Origin of the sequence: Lysobacter sp. GCM10012299, assembly GCF_042649405.1 — a bacterium.
In the GTDB taxonomy this organism is placed as follows: Bacteria; Pseudomonadota; Gammaproteobacteria; order Xanthomonadales; family Xanthomonadaceae; genus Lysobacter_J.
The window spans coordinates 438,144-461,182 of the sequence record NZ_JBHRZC010000003.1; the positions used below are offsets into that span (position 1 = coordinate 438,144).

Genomic DNA, 23,039 nt, shown 5'->3' on the forward strand with positions numbered 1-23,039 from the left:
CATTTCTGATAGCTCCCGGATTGGGCCGCTGGTAGCTTCGGCCGCGGCTGGACGCGACGGAACGAAAGGGGAGTGCCTGTGAAGGACAGCATGGGTCGTGGCGGTGCAAACCGGCGCCGGGGATCTGCATCGGGTAGCACTAAGCGGGACCCGCGACATTGCTCCTGACCTGCATAGCAATGGAAGCGCAACCAACGGGGCGTTACCTGGCGGTACCCTCAACTCTCACAGGCGCAATGCTCCGGTACTTCATTCCGGCCCAGCTGACCGACCTGATCCGGCGCTGTAGCCCGCGGATGGAAGCCCCCATAGCGAGCAGGGAGCACGTGCTGGGGTACTTGGTGCTGGCGCGGGTTGCCGGCGGTGAGCTGGCCGATCAAGCGCAAGCGAGACGCTTTGCGTTGGGACTACTGCGCCAGCAGCGCTATGCGACGTCGACAGACCACCTGCAACTGGTTGGCTCCATCGTCCCAGGCATCACTGGATTCCGCGAGGAGAACGTCTTCACCGGCGGCCGAACTGCCGGCGACGCAGCGCATCTGTTCCCACCGCATGCGGCGTTGCCAGAATTGATGGCGGAACTCGACAGGGTTCCCCAGGCGGCTTACGCCGACCGGAACCCCCTCGAGGTCGCAGCCATGATTGGATTCTATGGCGCGCATACGCACCCGTTCCTTGACGGCAACGGCCGTTGGTCCCGGCTGTTGGCGCTGGCCTCGGGTTCCCTCACCGGGGATTGGGAATCCTCGGCCTTGGCATCGGTGTATCTGCAGTGCGCGCGGGATCACTTGTGCGAACACGTCTGGCCGAAGATGCGGTTGCACGGCCTCCAAACCTACCTTGACGGCGCTCGGGTGTTCGCCACCGAAACGAGGATGCAGCTGCACGAAAGGCGACTGCACGCGGCCGCTGTCCGCATCAACGGGCACTTCAAAAGCCTCTCTCCGGCCAGTGCGCCCTTTGAGGCGTGCCTGGCCGACATCTACGCCGAAGGCCGGATCTCCTTGGCGACCATAAAAGATCGCTTCGGCATGTCGGACCGCAAGCTCGGCGGCTTCACGGATCGGATCACGCTCAGCGGTGAAGACCCTTGGGTCAGGTCCGTTCCCGCCGGTCAACTCTCGATTGCCTCGCTACTTGCCGAGGCCAACGCGCTGGCCAGTCACGTTCAGTCCCGCGTCAAAAAGGAGCAGTAATGGGGTTTTCCAAGGACATAGGCTGCGAGCTTAGCGCTCGCGGCAGGACGCAACTCAAGTACGCGTTGGGCTCGATGCTGACAGTCCTGGCTGCAGCCGCCCCGGTGACCGCCTACGAACTACCCACGCGCGATGACGATGGCCTGGTAGTTCACGCTGCAGACCGACCGCAGTTCGGACCAATCAGCTTCGCCCCGCGGCAGCCCGGTTTCAATGCATTCGCGCGCCGCGGCGTCAGCATCTATCGAGCCAACGACTCGCAATCTGTCGATGATGTGTTCTATGCCGCCGAAGGCACCGGGCCATCGCCGGGATCCCAGTCCGACGCGACGGCCAAATGCGAGTACGCGCGTTCGAACCCGATCATCATCTCCAACGCGAACAAGATAGAGCGCGAGTTTGGCTTCTACTCAGCGGACGCCGAGATGCCCCTGAGTTTCGCACTGGTCTACAACCGCAACGCGGGCTCCAACGCTGGCACGATTCTCAACGGCAGCTGGAACTGGAATAGCAGTATCGACTACTTCCTGTTCCGCGATTCGAACGATCGGCGCATCGAGTTATTTCTGCCTGACGGGCGCCAGCTGGCATACCAAAAGGATTCCGATGGCGTATGGCGCAACGGTAGCAGCCCGGCGTATGTGACTCTGGGCGCCGACGGTGTGCTTTCGCACCACACGGAGAACGGCTGGGTCGAGCGCTTCGAGCCACGCGGGCACTGGCAAGAGAACCGGATCAAGTCCATCAGTAATCGCCAAGGCATCGCTTGGCAGTTCGCGTACCGCAGCGATGGGAGCCTTGCCTCTGTGACCCATTCGTCGGGCAAGCGGATGGGGTTTCAGTGGACCGGCAATGTATTGACGGTAACCGACCCCGCCGGCGGTGTGTATCGATACAGCTTTTCCAGCGACACCAGCCGACAGCTTGCCTCCGTCTCCTACCCCGATGGGGGCACTGTCCAGTACCACTATGAAACACCTGCCGGCCAACTCCCTGCGCTGGCCGGCAAGTCGTACAACGGTGTGCGCTACTCAACTTTTACCTACGGAAAAGTCAATGGCTGGACGCTGCCAGTACGCAGCGAGCATGCCGGCGGCGTCGAGCGTTCGAGCTTCGCCTACACCTTGGACGAGCAAGGCGCGGTATCCACAGTAGTTGAGACAAATCCGCTGGGACGTCAAACCACTTACGAGTTTGCTGCCGGCAAGCTTCTACGCGCGACCGGCCACCCGAGCGCGAACTGTGGGGGCGCGATCAGTGAGATGACTTACGACGTCCACGGCCACGACGACAAGGTGCGCGATTTCGCCGGCGTGGTCACTGACTACGACTACGACGAGCACGGCCATCTCCAGAAGAAGGTCGTCGGCGCCGGCACCTCTGTCGCGCGCAGCACGACCTACGGCTGGGACGAGGCGAACAACCGCCTGACACGGGTGACCACGGTTGGCGACCATGAAATCGAGTACACCTATACGCCCGACCATCGCCTTGCGACGCAGACGGTCCGAAACCTCTCCCGTGCTGGAGCCATCGGACAGACACGTCGTACAACCTATGCCTACACGAAGCATGCCAGCGGCGTGCTGGCGACGATTGCAGTCGATGGCCCCTTGGGCAAAGACACGGCAACCACCTCCTACAGCGCCAGCGGCAATCTGCTGTCTGTCACGGACGGCCTCGGCCACACCACTGTCTACAGCAATCACAACGGCCTTGGCTTGCCAGGCCGGATCACCGGGCCAAATGGCGACATCACCGAATACGGTTACGACGCCCGCGGACGTGTCACCACGTACACCACGATCGTCAACGGCGTCGCCAGCGTAACAAACCTCGTGTACGACAAGGCCGGGCGACTGATCAGCGAACGCAAGCCGGACGGCGTGACGACCACCTATGCCTATGACGCGGCTGGGCGCCTGTTGCGACAGTGGCGCCCCGAGGGAGGGGGCACACACGCGCTGACGCGCTACAGCTATAACGCCAACTCTCAGGTGACCAGCATAGTCACCGAGCGCACGACCAAAGTCGAAGAGCTACCGCCGCCAGTCAAGCCACCTGTAGCCATCCCCGCTACGCCGCAGGGCCTGTCCCTGCCGGCGGTTAACGAGACAGGCAGCTACACGGTGCAATGGAGTGCCGCAACCTCCGCGACCACCTACCGCCTGGAGGAAAGCGCAAATGGCGGCGCCTGGACGTCAGTGCACGATGGGGCCGCAACCAGCGCGACTTTGTCCAGCAAGACCACATCCCTGCCGTACGCCTACCGCGTGCGCGCCTGCAACGACGGTGGCTGCAGCGCCACGTCCGTGCCAGTCACGATCGACCCGATCCGCTACGGCGCGCAGTTCGTCGGACAATCGGTGCCGTCGGCAATGGCGGTAGGCCAGAGTTACGCGGTGTCCGTGCAGCTCAAGAACACCGGCAACGTCAGTTGGACCGACACGAAAGGTTATCGCCTTGGATCCCAGAATCCAGGCGACAACAATCGCTGGGGCATCGGCCGCGTGGCGGTGCACGGTACAGTTGCGCCTGGTGATACGGCCACGTTCACCTTCAATGTGGTTGCCCCGGCAGCCGGCAGCCATGCGTTCCAATGGCGAATGGTGCGCGATGGTGTGATCTGGTTTGGTGATTCCACGCCAAGCGTCGCGGTCACCACGCTGTCCGGTGCAATCAGCGCCTCCCCGAGCCCGTGTACTATTCCCGGCGGCGGCTCCACGTGCACGAGCACAGTGAACTGGAGCACCAGCCATGGCGGCGCCGAAGTCTGGGTCACAAACCTGGACGGCTCAGGATTGCAATTGTTCCATGGCAACACGCAGAACGGCAGTGCTTCGGCGCCATGGATCCCTGCTCAAGGCAAGCGTTTTCACCTCAAGCGCAGCGGCTTCACCTTGGCGACGGTGGATGTGCGGGGCCAACTCGAGTCGCGGGCGTCACGCTTCTTATGGCAATCGGTGCCCAACAGGATGGTCGCAGGCCAGTGGTATGAAGCCTGGGTTGGCATGCGCAATACCGGTGGCGCAACCTGGAACACCACCACGGGCTTCAACCTGGGTTCGCGGTGGCCGCATGACAACACCCGCTGGGGCATGAGCCGCGTAGGTGTTCCCGGAAACTGGGGCAGTCAACAGGACGGCGCCTTCCACTTCTGGGTGCGTGCGCCAGATCAGCCGGGGATCCACAACTTCGAATGGCAAATGGTGCAAGAGGGCGTGACCTGGTTCGGCGACACGACGCCGTACGTCCAGGTGACGGTGATGAACGGCTGGATCAGTTCATCACCGAACCCTTGCACCATTCCTTGGGGCCGCAGCACCTGCACGGTGTCGATCAGTTGGGGTGCCAGCCATGCCGGCGCCGAGGTCTGGGTGACCGACCTCAACAACAATGGCGCGCAGCTATTCCATGGCAACACGCAGAACGGTTCGGCATCGGCGCCGTGGATCGCGGCGTCCGGAAATCGATTCCATCTGAAGAAGGACGGTCTGACTCTGGCCACGGTCGATGTGCGCGGCAACCCGACCACCCAGCCGCCGCCGGAACCTCCGGCATGGAAGCCACCGCCGGGGTGCAGGAACTGCTCCGAGCCATGAGCCCTGACATAGCGACTGCCCCTCTTCCTCCGAAGGACCGGACCATGACCGCAGCAAAAGTTTTGACGCTGGCCATCCTCGCAGCTTTGGCGGGGACCGCCCAAGCCGATGTCACTTACGAACGCAGCTTCGAATACGACGAACTGGGTCGGGTGATCCGCGAGCGCAACTCTGGCAATCAGGTCGTCATGGCGTACAGCTACGACGCCATCGGCAACCTCGTCAGTGTCACCGATGGAGTCGGGCGCAGAACCGAGGTGACTCACGATGCACTCGGCCGGATCGTTAGCTCAAAGGATCCGGCACAGCAGACCACCACCTATGCTTATGATGCTGGTGACCGCGTGACAGAGGTCAAAGACCCACGCGGCTTACGCACGCTCTACACCTATGATGGTTTTGGTCAGTTGTGGTCGCAGGTGAGTCCGGACACGGGGACCACCCGCTTCCAGTACGATGCGGCCGGCCTGCCCAACGCCATGACCCGCAACAATGGCGCCAACACAACCTACACCTATGACGACGCCGGTCGCCCAATCGCGGTAACCGCAGGTTCGGCGGTGCGCCGCTTTGGTTACGACAGTTGCGCCGGTGGCAAGGGACGTCTGTGCCAGGCCGAGGTGAGCGAAGCCGGTCAGACCCTGGTACGAACGGATTTCGCGTACACACCGCAGGGCTGGCTCAGCCAGCGCAGCAATGCCCAGGCGGGCGCCATCGATGCGACCGCATATGCCTACGATGGGCAGGGAAGGCTGACCGGCATCGCGTACCCCAATGGAATGGGAGTTGGCTACGCATATGCCGATGGTGCGTTGCGGCTGGTCACCGCCACGGTCAACGGCCAGACCCAAACGGTGGTGGCAAACCTGACCTATAGACCGACCGGCCCAATCGAAGGGTGGAGCTACGGCAACGGCCTGGAGCGGCTGTACAACTTCGACCGCGACGGACGCACCACGGGCCTGAGCTCCAGCGCTGGCACCGCCCAGACGCTGGTGCAGAGTTTGACGCACGGCCTTAACGACGCCGATGAGATCACTGCGATCAGCAACGCCATAGACGCAGGCCAGAACCGCAACTACCGATACGACGCACTGGGGCGGCTGGTAGCCGACACAGCCTCCGGCATTCAATGGGACTACGACGCCAACGGCAACATCACTAGGCAAGTGAATGCCGACGGGCAGTCGCCCAGCGTGATCGACCCGCTCAGCAATCGCGTTATCAGTGTCAACTTTCGTTCCGGAACGCGCAGTTACGGCTACGACGCATTGGGCAACCGCACCAGCGAATCGGCACCGGACGTGTCCGCCGTTTATGACTACGATGGATTCAACCGTTTACGCAAAGCAACCGTCAATGGTGTTGCGACCAGTTACACCGTCGATGCGTTGGATCAGCGCGTAGCAAAGTCCAGCTCGGGCGGAGCCACGCGTTTCACTTACACCGGCCAGAACCTGCTCATGGCCGAGCACGGACCGGGCGGCTGGACCAACTATGTCTGGCTCGGCAATGAGCTGGTCGGATTGGTCAAGCCCGACAGCAATATGCTGTTCGTACACAACGACCACCTGGGACGACCCGAGGTCGTGAGCAATAGCGTCAGGCAGGCGGTATGGCGCGCCAACAATGGCGCATACAACCGCACGGTCATCGCCAATAGCATCGGCGGCCTCAACATCGGATTCCCGGGTCAGTATTACGACTCCGAGACAGGGCTGTGGCAGAACGGACATCGCGACTACGATTCCGACATTGGTCGCTACCTGCAATCAGATCCCGTCGGTTTGGTTGGGGGGATTAATACATATGCCTACGTTGAGGGAAATCCAGTCAGCTTTGCCGATCCGTCAGGTCTATGCCCCGCGTGCGTTTTCGCCCGGCCGCCAGCAAGGCTGCGTGGGCCGTCGGAGATCGGTTCTGCTGGAAGAACTCCGTGGAATGAGTTGCCCCAACGACGGATCGCTCCGCGAGGAGGCAAACCAAAGAATGACATCCCATCACAGTACCGAGGGGAGTCTCCGAAGAATGGAGAAACCCCTAAAGACTTCGCGGACCGCGTTTGTCCTTCTGGAAAACGCGGTCCTGGTTCTGACCACAGCAGGATGAAGAAGTACGCAGAGACGCATTTTGCTCCTGATGGCAAGCCGATGATTGGAGTCGGCGACCCGTTTGGTCCACTCTACTTTGAAATCCCCGAGCCTGACTCCATATGACCGAAACGTATCCCGTGTGCCTCACTCTGAGATTCAGTGAGCACTGGCTGGCTTGGTACTCAGATGCGACCGGGCACGACAGGTTCGTTGAAGCCAACGGAGCGTTGGTGTGGACGAACTCTGAACGGAGCTTGTCGAACTATCTGATTGGAATGGGTGGCTGGAAACCAGTCTCAGCCACAGAAGAAGTCTTGCGACTGGATGTCGATGAGCTTTTGCGATCTTTGGAGAATGGCACAGCAGACTACGAAGAACTGATCACGCTGTGGAATCTCTTCACCGACCTGTCAAACGCGTCGACCGCAGAACCGGTTTTTCCATTCGCGCGCGAAGCGCCCGGGGCAAAACAGCAGTACGACGCCCTCTTTTCCAGAACCAATGCGGGCTGGTTGCTTGACAAGTCAGAGGAACCTGTTGATTTCCAACTCATTGGCGACATTCTCAATCTAGGTGTGACACTACTTGAGCGGCGACTGGGAAGCGGCTTCAACCCAGAGCATGCCTGCTAGGATTGATGTTTGGGCTAATGCGGACCGTGCAACATCGCTCATGGTGGCCGCACTGGGATGTCCAAACTCCAGGCGGCGGCGTGCATAAACGTATACCCATGAACGTATACCCATGCGAAAGGAGGCGATAGTCGTGGAAGAGCTAATCGACATAGAAGCGGACAGGGTTCGATTCTATTCAATGAACGACGAGGCGGCGTCTTCGAGTGGCTAAGAGGAATACCTTGAATCACGAACTTCGAGGACCGCGGCGCGACGACATTGACAGGTCTTGGCAGAACGGCCATCGCGACTACGATTCCGCTATCGGCCGCCATTGCAATTGGACCCCATTGGTCTGCTAGAGAATACGGCGATAGTGAGCGCTAAGAGTCTTTCAGAATTTCACAACGCCGTCTTTAGCAGCTGCGGCGCTACGGATGGATGGGGGCCATTGCCCGTCTTCGGTGGCGATATCCCTGTCATTGGCAACATGGGTGGATGGGAATGGTGCAGCGCGCCAGCATGCCAGCCATGACTGTAGACAGGTCATCTATTTGGAAAGGGGCACTTGTCGCCCCAATTGGCGTACCGCTTTCAATTACCCTTGCGTCAACTTGGGAGGCAGTATCGAATTCCGGGCTATCGGGGCTTCGGGATTTGCCTGCGACCATGCTGCTTATTTTCTTGTTCGGACTGCCCATTGCCTACGGTGCCATGTTGTTGCTTGGTCTGCCGTACCTGTTCTGGCTTCGTTCAAGAGGCAGGTTGACTTGGGTGTTTGTTTGCGTCGGTGCTACGGTTGTTTGCTCTGCCGTATGGGCCTGCTACTGGCAGTTGAGCATTCGCCCTCCGCCCCTTACGCACACGATCCCGGTTGGAGCCCTTATCGGACTTGTTGTCGCCGTCATCTTTAGCTTGGTAGCAAAGTTGCCCAAGAGAGCTGCGTAGAATCTGGCCAGAACCAGCTTCGAGCAGCGGCAGCACCGTAATTGTTTCGGCCTTCCAGCGATGGCAGGCCAACAATCGAGATCCAGTATGGCGGCAGAACAAGGATCAAGATTCGTTATGGGAACTAGATATCAAGTTGTCCATGCACCATTTCAAGCAGTCTGCAGTTCGCGGATTACCTACGACGACGGCGCATTGCGAATTGCAGGCTGCGATAGACACGATTCTGTGATTGCCGAAGTACGTTTTGAGGACCCACTTTCTGTGAGTATTTCCGAGGAAGGTACGCGACTACGCTCATTGCAAGCTCTGGGAGGCATCGTCGGGTCTATTGTGAAGGACACCGCCAGCGAACTCCTTGCTTGGCTTGATGCTGAGGCGCTGGGAACCAGAGACATGGCCAATGCACAACATTTCATTGTGCGTATCGGCGAGGAAATAGTGGACGTGATTTGCTTCACCGATCCAGTAGTTATGCTAGAAGTGAGATGCGATTCTTGAAGCGGGTTGAGATGCCAGCTTTGGCACCTGCACTAGTTTCAGGGCGCACCGATATGCCGCAGCGGACGCTTGTCCCGAAAAACCATATTTCCGTCTATTCGGATGAGAGTGCGAAGCGTGCCCTCGCGCGAACCGACAATCCGATGCCAATCATCAGAATCGTCTATCCGGACAAGACTGATTACCTGATTGAGGTCGATGTCGGCGGTCAGGTCGGCTACGTTGAAGAGGGGCACTACACTCTTGAGAGCGATCGACTTCTGAGAGCTCGCTAAGCTTCGGGACGAAGGTCTGGCGGCAGATGTCCCGCATCCGTTTGCGGCGTTTGAAGATCGAGCAGACGGCACGGGAGCAGAACGACGCCCCCTCCTCAGAGCCGATGCGGGCAGCTTTTCTGATTTCCAGGATCACATCACTGGAGTTGCGCCTGAAGAGTGGCCTCAACCGGAAGCGGTTTCATTAGGACGATTGGCCTTCCTGGCGGATTCGAGAGCACTTCTGGCTAGCCGGACTCCTCCCGGCCACGTCCAAGTGAAGGCGCCGCGGGTCTCCGGCAACGGCCGGCACTTATACTCCGGACCAGGAGGTGCTCATGCACAGCGGTGGTCTGGAACTGGCTCTGGTATTCCTGTTGGCGGCCGTGATCGCGGTCCCGATATTCCGTCGCTTCGGCCTGGGCGCGGTGCTGGGATACCTGACCGCCGGCGTGGTGCTCGGTCCCTACGGCCTGCGTGTCGTCACCGAGGCCGAGCGCGTGCTCACAGCCGCCGAGATCGGCGTGGTGATGCTGCTGTTCGTGATCGGCCTGGAGCTGTCGGCGGCGCGCCTGCGGGTGATGCGCAAGCCGGTCTTCGTGGTTGGTGGCCTGCAGGTGCTGCTGTGCGGCCTGGCCCTGGGTGGCCTGGCGATGGTGGCCGGACTGAGCTGGCAGGCATCGCTGCTGATCGGCCTTGGCCTGACGCTGTCGTCGACCGCGGTCGGGCTGCAGTTGTTGTCCGAGCGCAAGGAGCTGACCACCGACCACGGCCGCGTGGCGTTCGGCGTGCTGCTGTTCCAGGACCTTGCCGCGATCCCGTTGCTGGCTGCCATTCCGTTGCTCGGTCGCGCCGGCGCCGCCGAGTTCGGCTGGGACGATGTGCTCAAGGCCGTGGGCGCGGTGCTGGCGTTGGTAATCGGCGGTCGCTTCGTGCTGCGGCACGTGTTCCGCGTGGTCGCGCGCGCGCAGATGCCGGAGGTGTTTACCGGCGCGGCGTTGCTGACCGTGCTGGGCAGCGCCTGGATCATGCAGATCGCCGGTCTTTCGGCCGGCCTGGGCGCCTTCATCGCCGGCGTGCTGCTGGCCGATTCGGAATTCCGCCACGAACTCGAAGCGCAGATCGATCCGTTCAAGGGCTTGCTGCTGGGCCTGTTCTTCATCGCCGTCGGCATGAGCATCGACCTGCAGCGGGTGTTGTCCGAGCCGTGGTTGATCACCGGGCTGGTGGTGGTGCTGATGGTGGTGAAGTTCGCCATCCTCTACCTGATCGGGCGACGCCCGGGCGGGCTCGATCCACGCGCGGCGCTGCAACTGGGCGGCGTGCTGGCGCTGGGCGGCGAATTCGCCTTCGTGCTGTTCAACGAAGGCGTGAAGTCGGGCCTGATCGACGACCCGATGCGCGACCGGCTCGCCGCCGCGGTCGGTGTGTCGATGGCGTTGACGCCGCTGCTGCTGATCGCGATTTCGCGCCTGCTCGCGTCCAACCCGATACGGCGCAAGGAACGCAAGTTCGACACCCTTCCCGAGGACGGCGCGCCGCAGGTGCTGATCGCCGGCTTCGGCCGCTTCGGGCAGATCGTCGCGCGCCTGCTGGTCGCGCAGAAGATTCCGTTCATCGGCATCGAACACAGCGCGGACCAGGTCGACTTCGTGCGCCGCTTCGGCAACCCGGTGTACTACGGCGATCCGGCCAAGGCCGAGCTGTTGCGGTCAGCGGGTGCGGCCCACGTGAAGGTGTTCGTGGTGGCCATCGACGGCGTCGAGGAGAACCTGCACACCGTCAGCACCATCCGCCGCCTGTACCCGGAGGCGACGGTGTTCGCGCGGGCACGCGATCGTCGCCATGCCTGGGAGTTGATGGACCTGGGCGCTCGGGCGCTGCGCGAGACGTTCTACAGCAGCCTGCGCATGGGCGAGAAAGTGCTGGTCGAGCTGGGCCTGCCCGAAGACGTGGCGCGCGATCATGCCGAAAGATTCCGTGAGCACGACCAGCGGCTGCTGCGTGCGCAGTACCTGATCCGCGACGACGAGGATGCGCTGCTGCAGTCGACGCAGGATGCGCGCCGCGAGCTGGAGGAACTGTTCAACGCCGACTTCGGCGAGGGCGTGCTCGGCAAGATCGCCGATGCGACGCGCAATGAAGAGAATGTGCTGGACGAGGAGTGAGTGGGACCTTGCCGTCATCCCGGCGCATGCCGGGATCCACTTTGACGTTGGTTCGTGAGCGGCAACTGCAGGATCAAGATGGGTCCCGGCTTTCGCCGGGATGACGGTGATAGGGCGGATGGGGTGAGTGCCTGGGTCCCGGCGTTCGCCGGGACGACGGCTTCAGCGCGGCTCGCGGAGGAATCGCGCCATCGACACGTTCTGGCCAGAAGCCGGCGGGGCGAACTCGGCCGCGATGTCGATGAAGCCGCGCATCACCGCGATCTCGCGCGGGGTGCGGTTGAGTGCGTCGCGCAGGTCGGGATCGGCACCGGCGCGCATCAGGAACTGCACCACGCGCAGCAGGCCGTGCAGGGCCGCCAGGTGCAGCGGGCCGAAGCCACGCGGGTCCTTGGCGTCGAGCGCGGCTTCGTGGTCGATCAGCAGCTGCATGCCGGCGATCAGCACGTCTTCGTCGGCACCGGTGCCCGGCTCGGCGCGCGCGCCCAGCAGCAACAGCAGCGGCGTCGCACCGGCGGCCGGGTGGTCGGCATCGACGCCGGCCAGCAGCAGCGTGTCGAACAGCGCCACCAGGCGCGAACGTTCACGTGCGTTGAAGCCGTACATCGCCGCGCAATGCAGCGCCTGCCGGCCTTGCGCGTCGCAGGCCTGGACGTCGGCGCCGGCGGCGAGCAGGCGCGCGGCCAGGTCGGTCAGGCCTAGCGCGCAGGCGACCATCAACACGGTCAGCTCGCCTGGCAGTCGCTGTTCCAGCGGTGCGCCGGCCGCGATCAGGCGGTCGACGATTTCGGCGTGGCGCATGCTCACCGCGGCCGACAGCGGCGTCGCGCCGGAGTTGGCCGTGGCCTTGGGATCGGCGCCGCGCGCGAGCAGCAGGTCGACCACGGCGCGATGACCGCCACCGGCGGCGCGCAGCAGTGCGGTGCAGCCCTGCGCGTCGACCGCATCGACCGGCAGGCCGAGGTCGAGCAGGCGACGCACTGCGTCGGAATCGCCCATGATCGCGGCGGCGGGTACGTCCTGCGGCTGCAGCGGACGGCGCGGCAACGGCCAGCCGCGCCAGTCGAGCCAGTCGGCGAGGTCGCGGCGGCCCGAGGCCAGGGCGACGCCGAGCGGAGTCTGTCCGTCGGCCGCAAGAAGGTCGGGGGCGGCGCCCTGCGCCACCAGGCGCTTGAGCATGTCGTCGCGGCCCAGTGCGGCGGCCAGGTGCAAGGCGCTCATGCCATGGCTGTCGCGGGCGTTGAGGTCGATGCCCATCGCGAGCAGGCGCTCGACTAGGCGCGTCCAGCCCAGGCGCACGGCCAGGGCCAGCGCGGGGTCGCCGGCAGGCGAGCGGGCGAACGGGTCGGCACCGCGGTCTATCAGTTCCAGCGCCAGCGATTCGAGGCTTGCGTCATCGCCATCGTTGCCGTGGCAGGCGGCGAGGAAGCGCGCCAGGCCACCGGCGCCGGCAGGCGACGCAGCGCGTTGCAGCAGCACCCGCAGCGACGGCACGGCATCGCGGCCGCGCGCCATCAAGGCGTGCATGGGCGTGTCGCCGGCGGCATTGCGCGCTTCCGCATCGGCGCCCTGGTCGAGCAGCCAGTGCACGCGTTGCGCCGAGGTCGCCGATTCTTCGTCGTGCAGCAGTGCGCCGCGCTCGCTGGCGCTGAGCAGCTGCGCCAGGCCACCGAGTTCGCCGGAACGGCCGTCGCGCAGGCCATCGCGCAGCAGCACGGTCGGGGCGCGGTCGGGCAGCGGTGCATCGTCGTCGCCGTCTTCGCTGAGCGCCGACGGCATCGGGTAAGCGCGGTCCAGCGCGGCCACCAGCGACCAGCGCCCGGCTTCGGCGGCGCGATCGATGGCGCGCTTGCCGTCGGCGTCACGCTGTTCGGCATCCACGCCGAGGTCCAGCAGTCGTTGCACCAGTGCCGGCGACGGCGATTCCGCCATGCAGGCCAGTACGAGCGCGTTGCGACCGCGGGCGTCAACGGCAAGCGCGGCCTCGGCGCCGCCGCGTGGCAGCTGCGCCAATAGGCGTTCGAGCAGTTCGAGGTGGGCGCCGCGGGCGGCCTCCAGCAACGGGCTGCGGCCTTCGAGGTCGCGTGCATCGGCATCGCCACCGGCCGCGAGCAGCGCCGCGGTGATGTCGAGATGGCCGGCGAACGCGGCCTCGTGCAGGGCGCTGCGGCCGCGGCGGTCACGCGCATCCACGCGCGCCTTGTGCTTGAGCAGCAGGCCGACACCGGCGACGTCGTCCTCGTCGCCACCGGCGGCGGCGAGCAGCACCGGCTGGCCACCGGCCGGCTCGGGACGCGCACCGCGCTCGAGCAGGAACTTGGCCAGGCGCCAGTTGCCGCTGGCGCAGGCGACGCCGAGCGGCGACAGGCCGTCGTGGTTGAGCGGATCGAGTTCGGCCGCGGCATCGCGCAGCAGCGCCGCCACGCCCGGGTCGGAACTGCGCGCGGCGTGGTGCAGCGGGGTGTTGCCTTCGGCGTCGGTCAGGCGCGGGTCGGCGCCGTTGGCGAGCAGGGTCATGACCGCATCGGGTCGGCCGTGCCAGCTGTCGCGGGTGGCGGCCAGCAGCGGGTTCATGCCGGCATGGGTGGCGTTGAGGTCGATGCCGTGGGCGATCAGCGTGCGCAGCAGGCGCAGGTCCGGCAGCACGGCGGCCAGCACCGCCAGGCTGCGCTGGTCGCGCTCGTCGGACGGCGGCGGCGCGGTGACGTCGGCGCCGAGGTCGATCAGTTCCAGCGCGCGTTCGACGCGGCCACTGCGGGCCGCGGCGTACAGCGCGGGCGCCAGCGGTTCGCCATCGACCAGCGCGACCGGTTCGTCTTCTTCCTCGTCGTCATCGGCGTAGGCGAAGCCGGGCAGCGGGTCGGCCGGATCGATCTGTTGCAACAGGAAATGCAGTGCTGGTGCGGCCAGGGCGAATGCCACGGCGATCGACCAGCGCGCGCCCGTACTCGCCAGCAGGCCCGGCCAGGCCAGCAGCAGCACCACGGCCGACAGCGCCAGCACGATCGCGGCGACGCCAAGACCGCGCCAGGCGCTGAGCTCGAGTTCGGCCAGCGACTGCCAGTGCTCGCCCAGCGGACCGCCCTCGCGTTCCATCCCGAGCCACAGCGGCCATAGCCGCCACAGGCCGAGCAGGGCCACGCCAACCATCGCGCTGAGGCCGAGCACGGAGGTGATCGAACCGGTCTGCAGCAGTGAGGACAGCGGCCAGGCGATGACCGCCGCCAGCACGGCCACGGTGGCGGCCCACAGCAGCGCCAGCACGCCGGCTTCGCGCAGGGCTTCGGGGCGTGTCGGCAGTGCGCCGTCACGCCAGCCGCGCACCGCCAGTGCGGCGAGCGGTTGCGCGAGCACGCCGGAAATCACTGCAATGACGCCGCCGAGGCCGGCGAGCAGGCCCAGCGCGACCGCGCCAGCGAGCAGGCCGCCCAGGCGCAATGACAGAGTCGAAGACGGAAGTTTCAGCGGCGCGTGCTCAGGCATCGGTACCCCAGTCCTCCGTCATCGGATCTGCCAGGGTGGGCGGGAACTGGAGGTGGAAACCACGCGCGGACAGGTTCTCGCGGACCACGGCCACGTCCTCGCGGGCGAGCTTGCGCTCGGGCGTCAGCGCCACTTCGAGGACGAACTGCAGCGACCCCAGTTGGCTGCGCAGCGGTTCGGGCAGGCGTGCGAAGTCGTCGCGCTTGGCGAGGTACAAGTAGGTGTCGGCCTTGCGGAGGCTCTTGTAGACGTAGGCTTGCATCGGTCCGGACGAAAGCAGCGGCAAATACGGCCGCAACGTGATGTTGGACACAGCATACCTGTCGTTGTGGCGCGCGCGCACAACGACAGGTTCATGTTTTTGCCCTGCATCCGCCCGGTTTTGAGCATCCGGGCCGGCGGTCCCCCGGGGCCACGAACCTCAGTGGTACCCGGCGTCGGCCGCGACCTTGCCCCTGAACACGCTGTACGACCAGTAGGTGTAGCCCAGGATCGCCGGCAGCAGCACGATCAGCCCGACCAGCACGAAACCCTGCGAAGACGGCGGCGAGGCCGCATCCCAGATGGTCAGGGCCGGCGGCACGATGTTGGGCCAGATGCCCAGCACCAGCCCGGCGAAGCCGAGCGCGAAGAAGCACAGGGTCAGCACGAACGGCGCCGCGTCGCGGCCCTGGCGCATGGCCGCGCGCCACAGGGCGAAGGCGTTGAGCAGGGCCAGCAGCGGCACCGGCGCCAGCCACCAGAAGTTCGGGCCGTCGAACCAGCGCGCCATGATCCGCGAGTCGAGGAACGGCAGCCACGCGCTGACCAGCCCCATGAAGGCGACCACCACCAGCACCAGCGGCCGGGTCAGGTTGCGCGCGACCAGCTGCATGCGCCCCTCGGTCTTGAGGATCAGCCAGGTCGAGCCCAACAGCGCGTAGCCGAACAGCACCGCCACGCCGGTCAGCATCGAGAACGGGCTGAACCAGCCGAACACGCCGCCCAGGTACTTGCCGCCCTGCAGCGGCATGCCTTCGACGAGCGCGCCGAGGATCACGCCCTGGGCGAACGCGGCCAGCATCGAACCCAGTGCGAACGCCGCGCCCCAGGCCGGCTTGCTGCGATGCGCCTTGAAGCGGAACTCGAAGGCGACGCCGCGGAACACCAGCGCGATCAGCATCAGCAGCACCGGCAGGTACAGCGCCGACAGCACCACCGCGTAGGCCTTGGGGAATGCCGCCAGCAGGCCGGCGCCGCCGAGCACCAGCCAGGTTTCGTTGCCGTCCCAGATCGGAGCGGCGGTGTTCATCATGTGGTCGAGCTGGTGCTCGTCTTCGGCGAACGGCGCGAGGATGCCCAGGCCGAGCACGAAACCGTCGAGCACGACGTACATCAGCACGCCGAAGCCAATCACGCCGAACCACACGACAGGAAGCACGGTCGCAAGATCCATCACGCACCCTCCTCCAGGTTGTCGCCTGCCGCCGACAGCGGCCGCGCCGGCGTCTTGTCGCCGCCTTCGGTGTGCTGTGGCGGTTCGTGCGGCAGCGGGCCCTTGAGCACCTGCTTGCGCAGGTACCAGATGCCGGCGCCGAAGACGATGGCGTACACCAGCGCATACACGATCAGCGAGGTCATCACGCTCGCCGCGGCGAGGATCGGGCTGACCGCATCGGCCGTGCGCAACAGACCATACACGACGTAGGGCTGGCGACCGATTTCGACCACGTACCAGCCGGCGAGGATGCAGACGAAGCCGGCCAGCATCATCGCCTTCCAGCCCAGCAGCACGATCCGCGATTCGTACAGTCGGCCGCGCCACAGCATCCACAGCGATGCCATCGCCAGCAGCAGCATCAGCGTGCCCAGGCCCACCATCACCCGGAACGCGTAGAACACCGGCTTCACCGGCGGACGCTCGCTGGCCGGCACCGACTTCAGCGGCTGGATCTCGCCGTCGAGCGTGTGGGTCAGGATCACGCTGCCGATCTTCGGGATCGCGACTTCGTAGTCGTTGCGCTCGGCCTTTTCGTTGGGCACGGCGAACAGCACCAGCGGCACGCCCTCGCCCTTGGGATAGTGGTCCCAGTGGCCTTCCATCGCCGCGACCTTGATCGGCTGGTGCTCCAATGCGACCAGGCCATGCTGGTCGCCGACGATCACCTGCGCCGGCACCGTGATCGCGGCGAAGATCACCGCGGCCTTGAGCATGCGCTTGCCCGCTTCGACGTGGACGCCGCGCAGCAGGTAGGACGCGCCGACGCCGCCGATCACGAAACAGGTGGTGATGAACGCCGCCAGCACCATGTGCGCCAGGCGAAGCGGGAATGAAGGATTGAAGACGATCTTCAGCCAGCTGACCGGCTCGAACACACCGTCGACGATGCGATAACCCGTCGGCGTCTGCATCCAGCTGTTGGCCGAGATGATCCAGAACGTGGAGATCAGCGTGCCCAGCGCGACCATGCAGGTCGCCAGGAAATGCATGCGCTCGTTGACGCGCCCCCAGCCGAACAGCATCACGCCGAGGAAGGTCGCTTCCAGGAAGAACGCCGTCAGCACTTCGTAGCTGAGCAGCGGACCGAGGATGTTGCCGGCCTGTTCGCTGAGCGTGGCCCAGTTGGTGCCGAACTGGAAACTCATGACGATGCCGGACACCACGCCCATGCCGAACGACAGGGCGAAGATCTTGGTCCAGAAGAAAAACAGGTCCCGCCAGAGCGTGTCGCGGGTGCGCAGCCAGCGCCACTCGACGAAGGCCAGCCAGCTCGCCAGGCCGATGGTGAACGCCGGGAACAGGATGTGGAACGAAATGACAAAGCCGAACTGGATGCGCGACAAGAGCAGTGCGTCCACGGCGTTACTCCGTGACTTCTTGCACATGATTGTGCGCCGCGTCATCGGGGCTGTCACGCTCGTCCGGGTCACGTCAGTGTTTCCCATGACGCATGACCCGATCCGGCAAACCCGCGGACTGTTACGCTGCGGCAGTTTTTTGCCCACCTGCCTTGTCCATCCGACCGGTCCCGACCCGATGCGCCTCACGCCGCTTGCCACCGCCCTGACCCTGTCGACGCTGCTGCTGTCCGCCGCCCACGCGCAGACGCCTGCCAGCCCGCCGACCGCCCCGCTGACCCTGGCCCAGACCATGGCCGATCCGGACTGGATCGGGCCGCCGGTCGAACAGGCCTGGTGGGCCTGGGACGGCCAGCGCGTGCAGTACCAGTTGCGCCGCGAAGGCGCGACGATCCGCGACACCTGGCAGCAGGGCATTGGCGGCGGCATGGCCGCCGCGCGCCTGGACGGCGCCGCCCGCGCCGACCTCGACGCCGCCCAGCCGGTGCTCGATGCCCAGCGCGCGCGCATGGCATTCGTGCGCAACGGCGACGTGTTCGTGCGCGACCTGCGCAACGGCGCGCTGACCCAGGTCACGCGCAGCAACGACGACGAAGCCACGCCGCAGTGGAGCAGCGACGGCAACCTCGTGTTCCGCAGCGGCAACGACTGGTACCAGTGGCGCGCCGGCCAGGGCACGTCGCAGGCGGCGATCGTCAAGGCCGAGAAGGATCCGGCCGCGGCACCGAAGGCCGACGACCTGCGCACGCGCCAGCTCGACATGATCAGCACGCTCAAGAACGACCGCGCACAGAAGGACGCCGCACGCGCGCAGAGCGAGCAGTGGCGCCAGGCCGATCCGACCCGCGCCGCCGCGCCGACCTACCTGGGCGACGACGTCAAGATCGTCGACAGCGCGCTGTCGCCCGATGCGAAGTGGTTGCTGGTGGTGACCTCGGCCAAGGACGCCGACGAAGGCAAGGCCGGCAAGATGCCCAAGTACGTGACCGAGTCGGGTTACGAGGAATTCGAGGACGTGCGCGTGCGCGTCGGCCGCAACGCACCGGTGGCGCACAAGCTGTGGCTGGTGGACGTCAACGCCGCCAAGGCGACCGAGCTGAAGTTCGACGCCCTGCCCGGCATCAAGGACGACCCGCTCGCGGCGATGCGAAAGGCCGCGAAGAAGGATCCGCTCAAGGGAGATCGCGCCGTGCGCATCGAGACCGACGGCGACGGCACCGGCCCGGCGATCCACTGGAGCGACGACGGCCGCCAGGCCGCGGTGCTGATCCGCGCGATCGACAACAAGGACCGCTGGATTGCTTCGATCACGCCGGGCCCGGACGCCAAGCTCGCCGTGCGCGACCGCCTCACCGATGCGGCCTGGATCAACTGGGGCTTCAATGACTTCGGCTGGACCAACGACGGCGCGCTCTGGTTCCTGTCCGAGCGCAGCGGTTACTCGCACCTGTACGTCAACGACGGCGGCAGCAAGTCGCGCGCGCTGACCTCGGGCAAGTGGGAAGTGTCGGCGCCGCAGCTGTCCAACGACGGCCGCAGCTTCTACTTCGTCTGCAACCGCAAGTGGCCGGGCGACTACGAAGTGTGCGCGGTAGACCGCAACGGCGGCGACGTGCGCGAAGTGACCTCGCTCGACGGCGTCGAGGATTTCTCGCTGTCGCCCGACGGTTCGAAGGTGCTGGTTCGCCACTCCGACAGCTACACGCCGCCGCAGCTGGCCGTCGTCAACACCAGCGGTGACGGCCTGGTGCAGCTGACCGACACGCGCAAGCCCGAGTTCAAGGCGCGCGAGTGGATCAAGCCCGAGTACGTGCAGGTGCCGAGCAAGCACGGCGCCGGCGTGGTCTGGGGCAAGTACTACGGCCCGAAGAATCCGGACCCGTCGCGCAAGTACCCGATCGTGATGTTCGTGCACGGCGCCGGCTACCTGCAGAACGTGTCGGACCGCTACCCGAACTACTTCCGCGAGCAGATGTTCCACAACCTGCTGGTGCAGCAGGGTTACATCGTGCTCGACCTGGACTACCGCGCCAGCGAGGGCTACGGCCGCGACTGGCGCACGGCGATCTACCGCCAGATGGGCCATCCGGAACTCGAGGATTACCTGGACGGCCTGGACTGGCTGGTCGCCAACAAGGGCGGCGACAAGGACCACGCCGGCATCTACGGCGGCAGCTACGGCGGCTTCATGACGTTCATGGCGCTGTTCCGCTCGCCGGGCACGTTCAAGGCTGGCGCCGCGCTGCGGCCGGTGGCCGACTGGTCGCAGTACAACCACGAGTACACCAGCAACATCCTCAACACGCCCGAGCTCGACCCGCAGGCGTACAAGGTGTCGTCACCGATCGAGTTCGCCGACGGCCTGCAGGACAACCTGCTGATCGCCCACGGCATGATCGACGACAACGTGTTCTTCAAGGACTCGGTGGTGCTCAGCCAGAAGCTGATCGAGCTGCGCAAGGACAAGTGGGAAATCGCGCCGTACCCGATGGAGCGCCACAGCTTCACGCATCCGGACAGCTGGTATGACGAGTACCGCCGGATTTATGAGTTGTTTGAGCGGACGTTGAAGTAATCCGCTCGTCGTTCCCGCGAAGGCGGGAACCCAAGGACGTTGGCTTTTGTGTGTTGAGCGGAAGCAACGTCCATGGATCCCCGCCTTCGCGGGGATGACGGTTCAGGGGACGGCGCGCCTCAGCGCGCCGCAGCCGTCGCAGCAGGCGGCTTCACTTCCTTCCAGCTGCTGTCCGGATCGAACTTCGTCATCGCCTTGGCCAGCTTCTCGCTGTCGGGTCCGAGATCCTTCTCGAACACCTCGCCTTCGTGGCTGATCATGAAGCTCATCACGCCGGTGTCGCCGTACTTCGACGGCCAGCCGATCAGCGCGAAGCCGCGGCTCATGTTGTTGCCGAGCATGTAGTTGTACGCGCCGCCCGGTGCCGACGGCCCCTGCGCGGTGAGGATCTTGAAGTGGTAGCCGTGCCAGTCGCTGCCCGGCTCTGCATCGGCAAACAGCGGCCCGAGCGGGCTGACCTGGCCGCTGTCGTCATCGGCCCAGTACAGGCCATCGTGCTTGCCGTCGGTGCTGAGCACCTTCTGCGCGTACTCGAGCACGCCATCGCCGTCGCGATCGACTTCCGCGTACTCGGTCTGCGCGTCGTGATAGGCCAGCTCCGACTCGATCGTGTCGTCTTCGTTGCGACCGATGCGGCGCGCGCGGATCTCGTCGGTCGCCGCATGCGTGTCGAAGGCCCAGCCGGCCTTGCCCTTGGTCAGCGGGATCGGCAGGGTCCATGCATCCTTGCCTACCGCCAGACGGGCGGTGCCGTCCTTTGCGGTCTGGATGCTGTGCTTTTCGCGATAGCCCTTGAGGAAGGCCTCGACGTCGGCGCGCTCGATGCCTTCGATCGGGATGTATTCGCGCCAATCCTTGCCGAGCAGGGCCTCGAGCTTCTGCGCGTCGGCGCGCTGCGTGCCCAGCGCGGCGACGAACGCCTCGGCGGCCGCATCGGGGGTCGGGAAGGCTTGCTGCGCCGATGCCGGCAAGGCCAGCATCGCCATCATTGCGACGGGAAGCATGCGCACGATGCATTTCATGGATGTCTCCCTCTCAACGACGATGGCCGCCGCCACCCTGGCGCTGCGGCGGACGGGATTGACGTTGCACCTGGTGGCCACCACCACCGCCGCCACCGCGTGACTGCCGCGCCGAGGCCTGGCTGGAGTGGCCGCGATTGGCCTGCTGGCGCGACTGCTGCGGATTGCGCGCGCCGGACATCGCGTTGTTGCGCGGCGCCTGCCGTGACGCCTGCTGCGAGCGCGCCTGCTGCCGGGCCTGGTTGTTGCTCTGCTGCGGACGCTGACGGTTCTGGGCCTGGCGGTTCTGCGCGGTCTGCTGCGCACGCTGGCGATCGGCCTGGCTGCGGTTGCCGGCACCACCGCCGGCGGCCTGGCGGGCGCGCTCGCGATCGGCGTTGTGCGAACGGTCGCGCGATGCAAGATCCTGCGCCGCGTTGGGGCGATTGCCACCCAGGTCGGTCGGCTTGGAACGGTTGCGCGAGCCAAGGTCCTGCGCGGCGGCCTGCGAACGCTGGCGCTGCGCATCGCGCGTCTGGGCACCGCCCGCGCGGTCACGTGCCCCTCCGCCTTCGAGGCGTTCACGCGCCTGCGGATTGTTGCGCAGGTCGCGATTCGCCGCCTGTGCGCGATCACGCGCCTCGCGGTTGCTGCTGGCCGGTGAACCGATGCCACGATTCTCCATCTGGCTGCGCGCGCGGTTGCGCGCATCGGCGCGGCCCGGGTCGTCACCGCGGAACTGGTTGCGGTTCTGCGCGCCATCGAGCTGGCGGCCGTAGCGCTCGCGGTTGGCGCTGTCGCGGTACGGCACGCCATCGCGGTTGAGCGAGTTGTGCTGCCAGTTGCTGTTGTTGATCTGGCGGTTGGTGTTGATGTTGTTGTAGCGGTTGACGTCGATGTCGACGTCACCACCGCCCCAGCCGCCGCCCCAGTCGCAGTCGCCCCACAAGGCGTTGGTGACGGCGATGCCGGTGCCGAAGGCCAGGCCTGCCATCAGCGCGCTGCCGGCGTAGTAGCCCGGCGACGGCGGGTAGTACGCCGGCGGATACGACGGGTACGCCCAGCTGCCGTAGACCGTGGTCGGGTTGTACGACGGGACGTAGACGACCTCCGGATTGCTGGGCTCGATGATGATGGTCTGTTGCGGCTGTGGTTCCTGGATGACCGTGGTGCCACCGCCGCCGCCACCGTCCGACGGCGCCGCCGCTGCAGGCGCGGGACCGGTCGGCGCAGCCTGCACGGTGACGTTCTGGTACTGGTTGGACGAGAGGTTGCCCGCGGCCTGGGCCTGGCGGCGCAACCGCTGCACGGCATCCATCACTTCGTTGGGCTGGGCGAGGAACGCATCACCCAGGCGCTGCACCCAGGCCGGGTCCTGGCCGAGGGTGTCGAGCGCCTGCGGGAACGCCACCAGCGCCTGCACGCTCGGGTCCCACGGTTGCGAGGCCACCTGCTTGACCGCGTCGTCGCCCTTGGCATTCGGGTGCGCTTTCGACCAGGCCGCGGCATCGGCGACATTGCCCGGGTAGGTCGCAGCCATCAGCACCTGCGCCAGCAACGGATCCGGGTACAACGCGATCGGCGCCACCATCTGGTCCAGCTCTTCCTTGCTGAACGATGTCGAGGCCGGCGCGTTCGCCGGCGTCGCGGCAGGTGTTGCCGGCGCGGCAGCCGGAGCGGCCGGCGTGGGCGCCGGCGCGGTGGCCGCGGGCGCGGGAGTCTTGTCGCCGGAACATGCAGCTACCGACAACAGGACCATGAGAAGG

At 65.5% G+C, this 23,039-nt stretch carries 14 protein-coding genes; 8 read left to right on the forward strand and 6 right to left on the reverse strand.

Annotated elements, in window-relative coordinates; translation table 11 throughout:
* Positions 1 to 296 precede the first annotated feature (296 nt).
* The 7 genes from ACFOPO_RS09975 to ACFOPO_RS10005 all read left to right on the forward strand — a co-directional run bounded on the left by ACFOPO_RS09975 (position 297) and on the right by ACFOPO_RS10005 (position 11,376).
* Positions 297 to 1,196: a Fic family protein gene (locus tag ACFOPO_RS09975; protein WP_386703050.1), complete on the forward strand. Its 900-nt coding sequence runs from the start codon at positions 297 to 299 to the stop codon at positions 1,194 to 1,196.
* Positions 1,196 to 4,798 carry a hypothetical protein gene (locus tag ACFOPO_RS09980; RefSeq protein WP_386703051.1) on the forward strand — a complete coding sequence of 1,201 codons (3,603 nt, stop codon included), beginning with the start codon at positions 1,196 to 1,198 and terminating at the stop codon, positions 4,796 to 4,798. The genes ACFOPO_RS09975 and ACFOPO_RS09980 overlap by 1 nt, the downstream gene beginning before the upstream one ends.
* The gene (locus tag ACFOPO_RS09985; RefSeq protein WP_386703053.1) at positions 4,756 to 7,014 is read left to right on the forward strand and encodes an RHS repeat domain-containing protein; all 2,259 of its coding nucleotides are present in this window, start codon (positions 4,756 to 4,758) and stop codon (positions 7,012 to 7,014) included. The genes ACFOPO_RS09980 and ACFOPO_RS09985 overlap by 43 nt, the downstream gene beginning before the upstream one ends.
* The gene (locus ACFOPO_RS09990) at positions 7,011 to 7,523 is read left to right on the forward strand and encodes a hypothetical protein (RefSeq protein ID WP_386703054.1); all 513 of its coding nucleotides are present in this window, start codon (positions 7,011 to 7,013) and stop codon (positions 7,521 to 7,523) included. The genes ACFOPO_RS09985 and ACFOPO_RS09990 overlap by 4 nt, the downstream gene beginning before the upstream one ends.
* Positions 7,524 to 8,540: 1,017 nt before the next feature.
* Positions 8,541 to 8,954, forward strand: coding sequence for a hypothetical protein (locus ACFOPO_RS09995; protein ID WP_386703055.1), 414 nt, complete (start codon positions 8,541 to 8,543; stop codon positions 8,952 to 8,954).
* On the forward strand, positions 8,942 to 9,229 hold the full coding sequence (locus ACFOPO_RS10000) for a hypothetical protein (protein ID WP_386703056.1): 288 nt from the start codon (positions 8,942 to 8,944) through the stop codon (positions 9,227 to 9,229). The genes ACFOPO_RS09995 and ACFOPO_RS10000 overlap by 13 nt, the downstream gene beginning before the upstream one ends.
* Positions 9,230 to 9,546: 317 nt before the next feature.
* Positions 9,547 to 11,376, forward strand: a complete 1,830-nt coding sequence (locus tag ACFOPO_RS10005; RefSeq protein WP_386703057.1) for a monovalent cation:proton antiporter-2 (CPA2) family protein — start codon at positions 9,547 to 9,549, stop codon at positions 11,374 to 11,376.
* A gap of 162 nt (positions 11,377 to 11,538) precedes the next feature.
* On the opposite strand, the gene ACFOPO_RS10010 is transcribed toward ACFOPO_RS10005, so the two are convergent.
* The 4 genes from ACFOPO_RS10010 to ACFOPO_RS10025 form a co-directional block, all read right to left on the reverse strand.
* Positions 11,539 to 14,859 carry an ankyrin repeat domain-containing protein gene (locus ACFOPO_RS10010; protein ID WP_386703058.1) on the reverse strand — a complete coding sequence of 1,107 codons (3,321 nt, stop codon included), beginning with the start codon at positions 14,857 to 14,859 and terminating at the stop codon, positions 11,539 to 11,541.
* Positions 14,852 to 15,121: a YcgL domain-containing protein gene (locus ACFOPO_RS10015; protein WP_386703059.1), complete on the reverse strand. Its 270-nt coding sequence runs from the start codon at positions 15,119 to 15,121 to the stop codon at positions 14,852 to 14,854. Before ACFOPO_RS10015 ends, ACFOPO_RS10010 begins: the two co-directional genes overlap by 8 nt.
* A 159-nt stretch (positions 15,122 to 15,280) precedes the next feature.
* Positions 15,281 to 16,294, reverse strand: coding sequence for a cytochrome d ubiquinol oxidase subunit II (cydB, locus tag ACFOPO_RS10020; RefSeq protein ID WP_386703060.1), 1,014 nt, complete (start codon positions 16,292 to 16,294; stop codon positions 15,281 to 15,283).
* Positions 16,294 to 17,697, reverse strand: a complete 1,404-nt coding sequence (locus tag ACFOPO_RS10025; protein ID WP_386703061.1) for a cytochrome ubiquinol oxidase subunit I — start codon at positions 17,695 to 17,697, stop codon at positions 16,294 to 16,296. Before ACFOPO_RS10025 ends, cydB begins: the two co-directional genes overlap by 1 nt.
* A gap of 178 nt (positions 17,698 to 17,875) precedes the next feature.
* On the opposite strand from ACFOPO_RS10025, the gene ACFOPO_RS10030 reads away from it, so the two are divergent.
* Positions 17,876 to 20,272, forward strand: a complete 2,397-nt coding sequence (locus ACFOPO_RS10030) for a S9 family peptidase (protein ID WP_386703062.1) — start codon at positions 17,876 to 17,878, stop codon at positions 20,270 to 20,272.
* A 119-nt stretch (positions 20,273 to 20,391) separates the two neighbouring features.
* Here ACFOPO_RS10030 and ACFOPO_RS10035 read toward each other — a convergent pair whose 3' ends face one another.
* Both ACFOPO_RS10035 and ACFOPO_RS10040 read right to left on the reverse strand, forming a co-directional pair.
* Positions 20,392 to 21,276: a DUF2950 domain-containing protein gene (locus ACFOPO_RS10035; RefSeq protein ID WP_386703063.1), complete on the reverse strand. Its 885-nt coding sequence runs from the start codon at positions 21,274 to 21,276 to the stop codon at positions 20,392 to 20,394.
* A 31-nt stretch (positions 21,277 to 21,307) separates the two neighbouring features.
* Positions 21,308 to 23,032 (reverse strand): DUF3300 domain-containing protein, encoded by a 1,725-nt coding sequence (locus ACFOPO_RS10040; protein WP_386703064.1) that lies wholly within the window; start codon positions 23,030 to 23,032, stop codon positions 21,308 to 21,310.
* Positions 23,033 to 23,039: the final 7 nt, after the last annotated feature.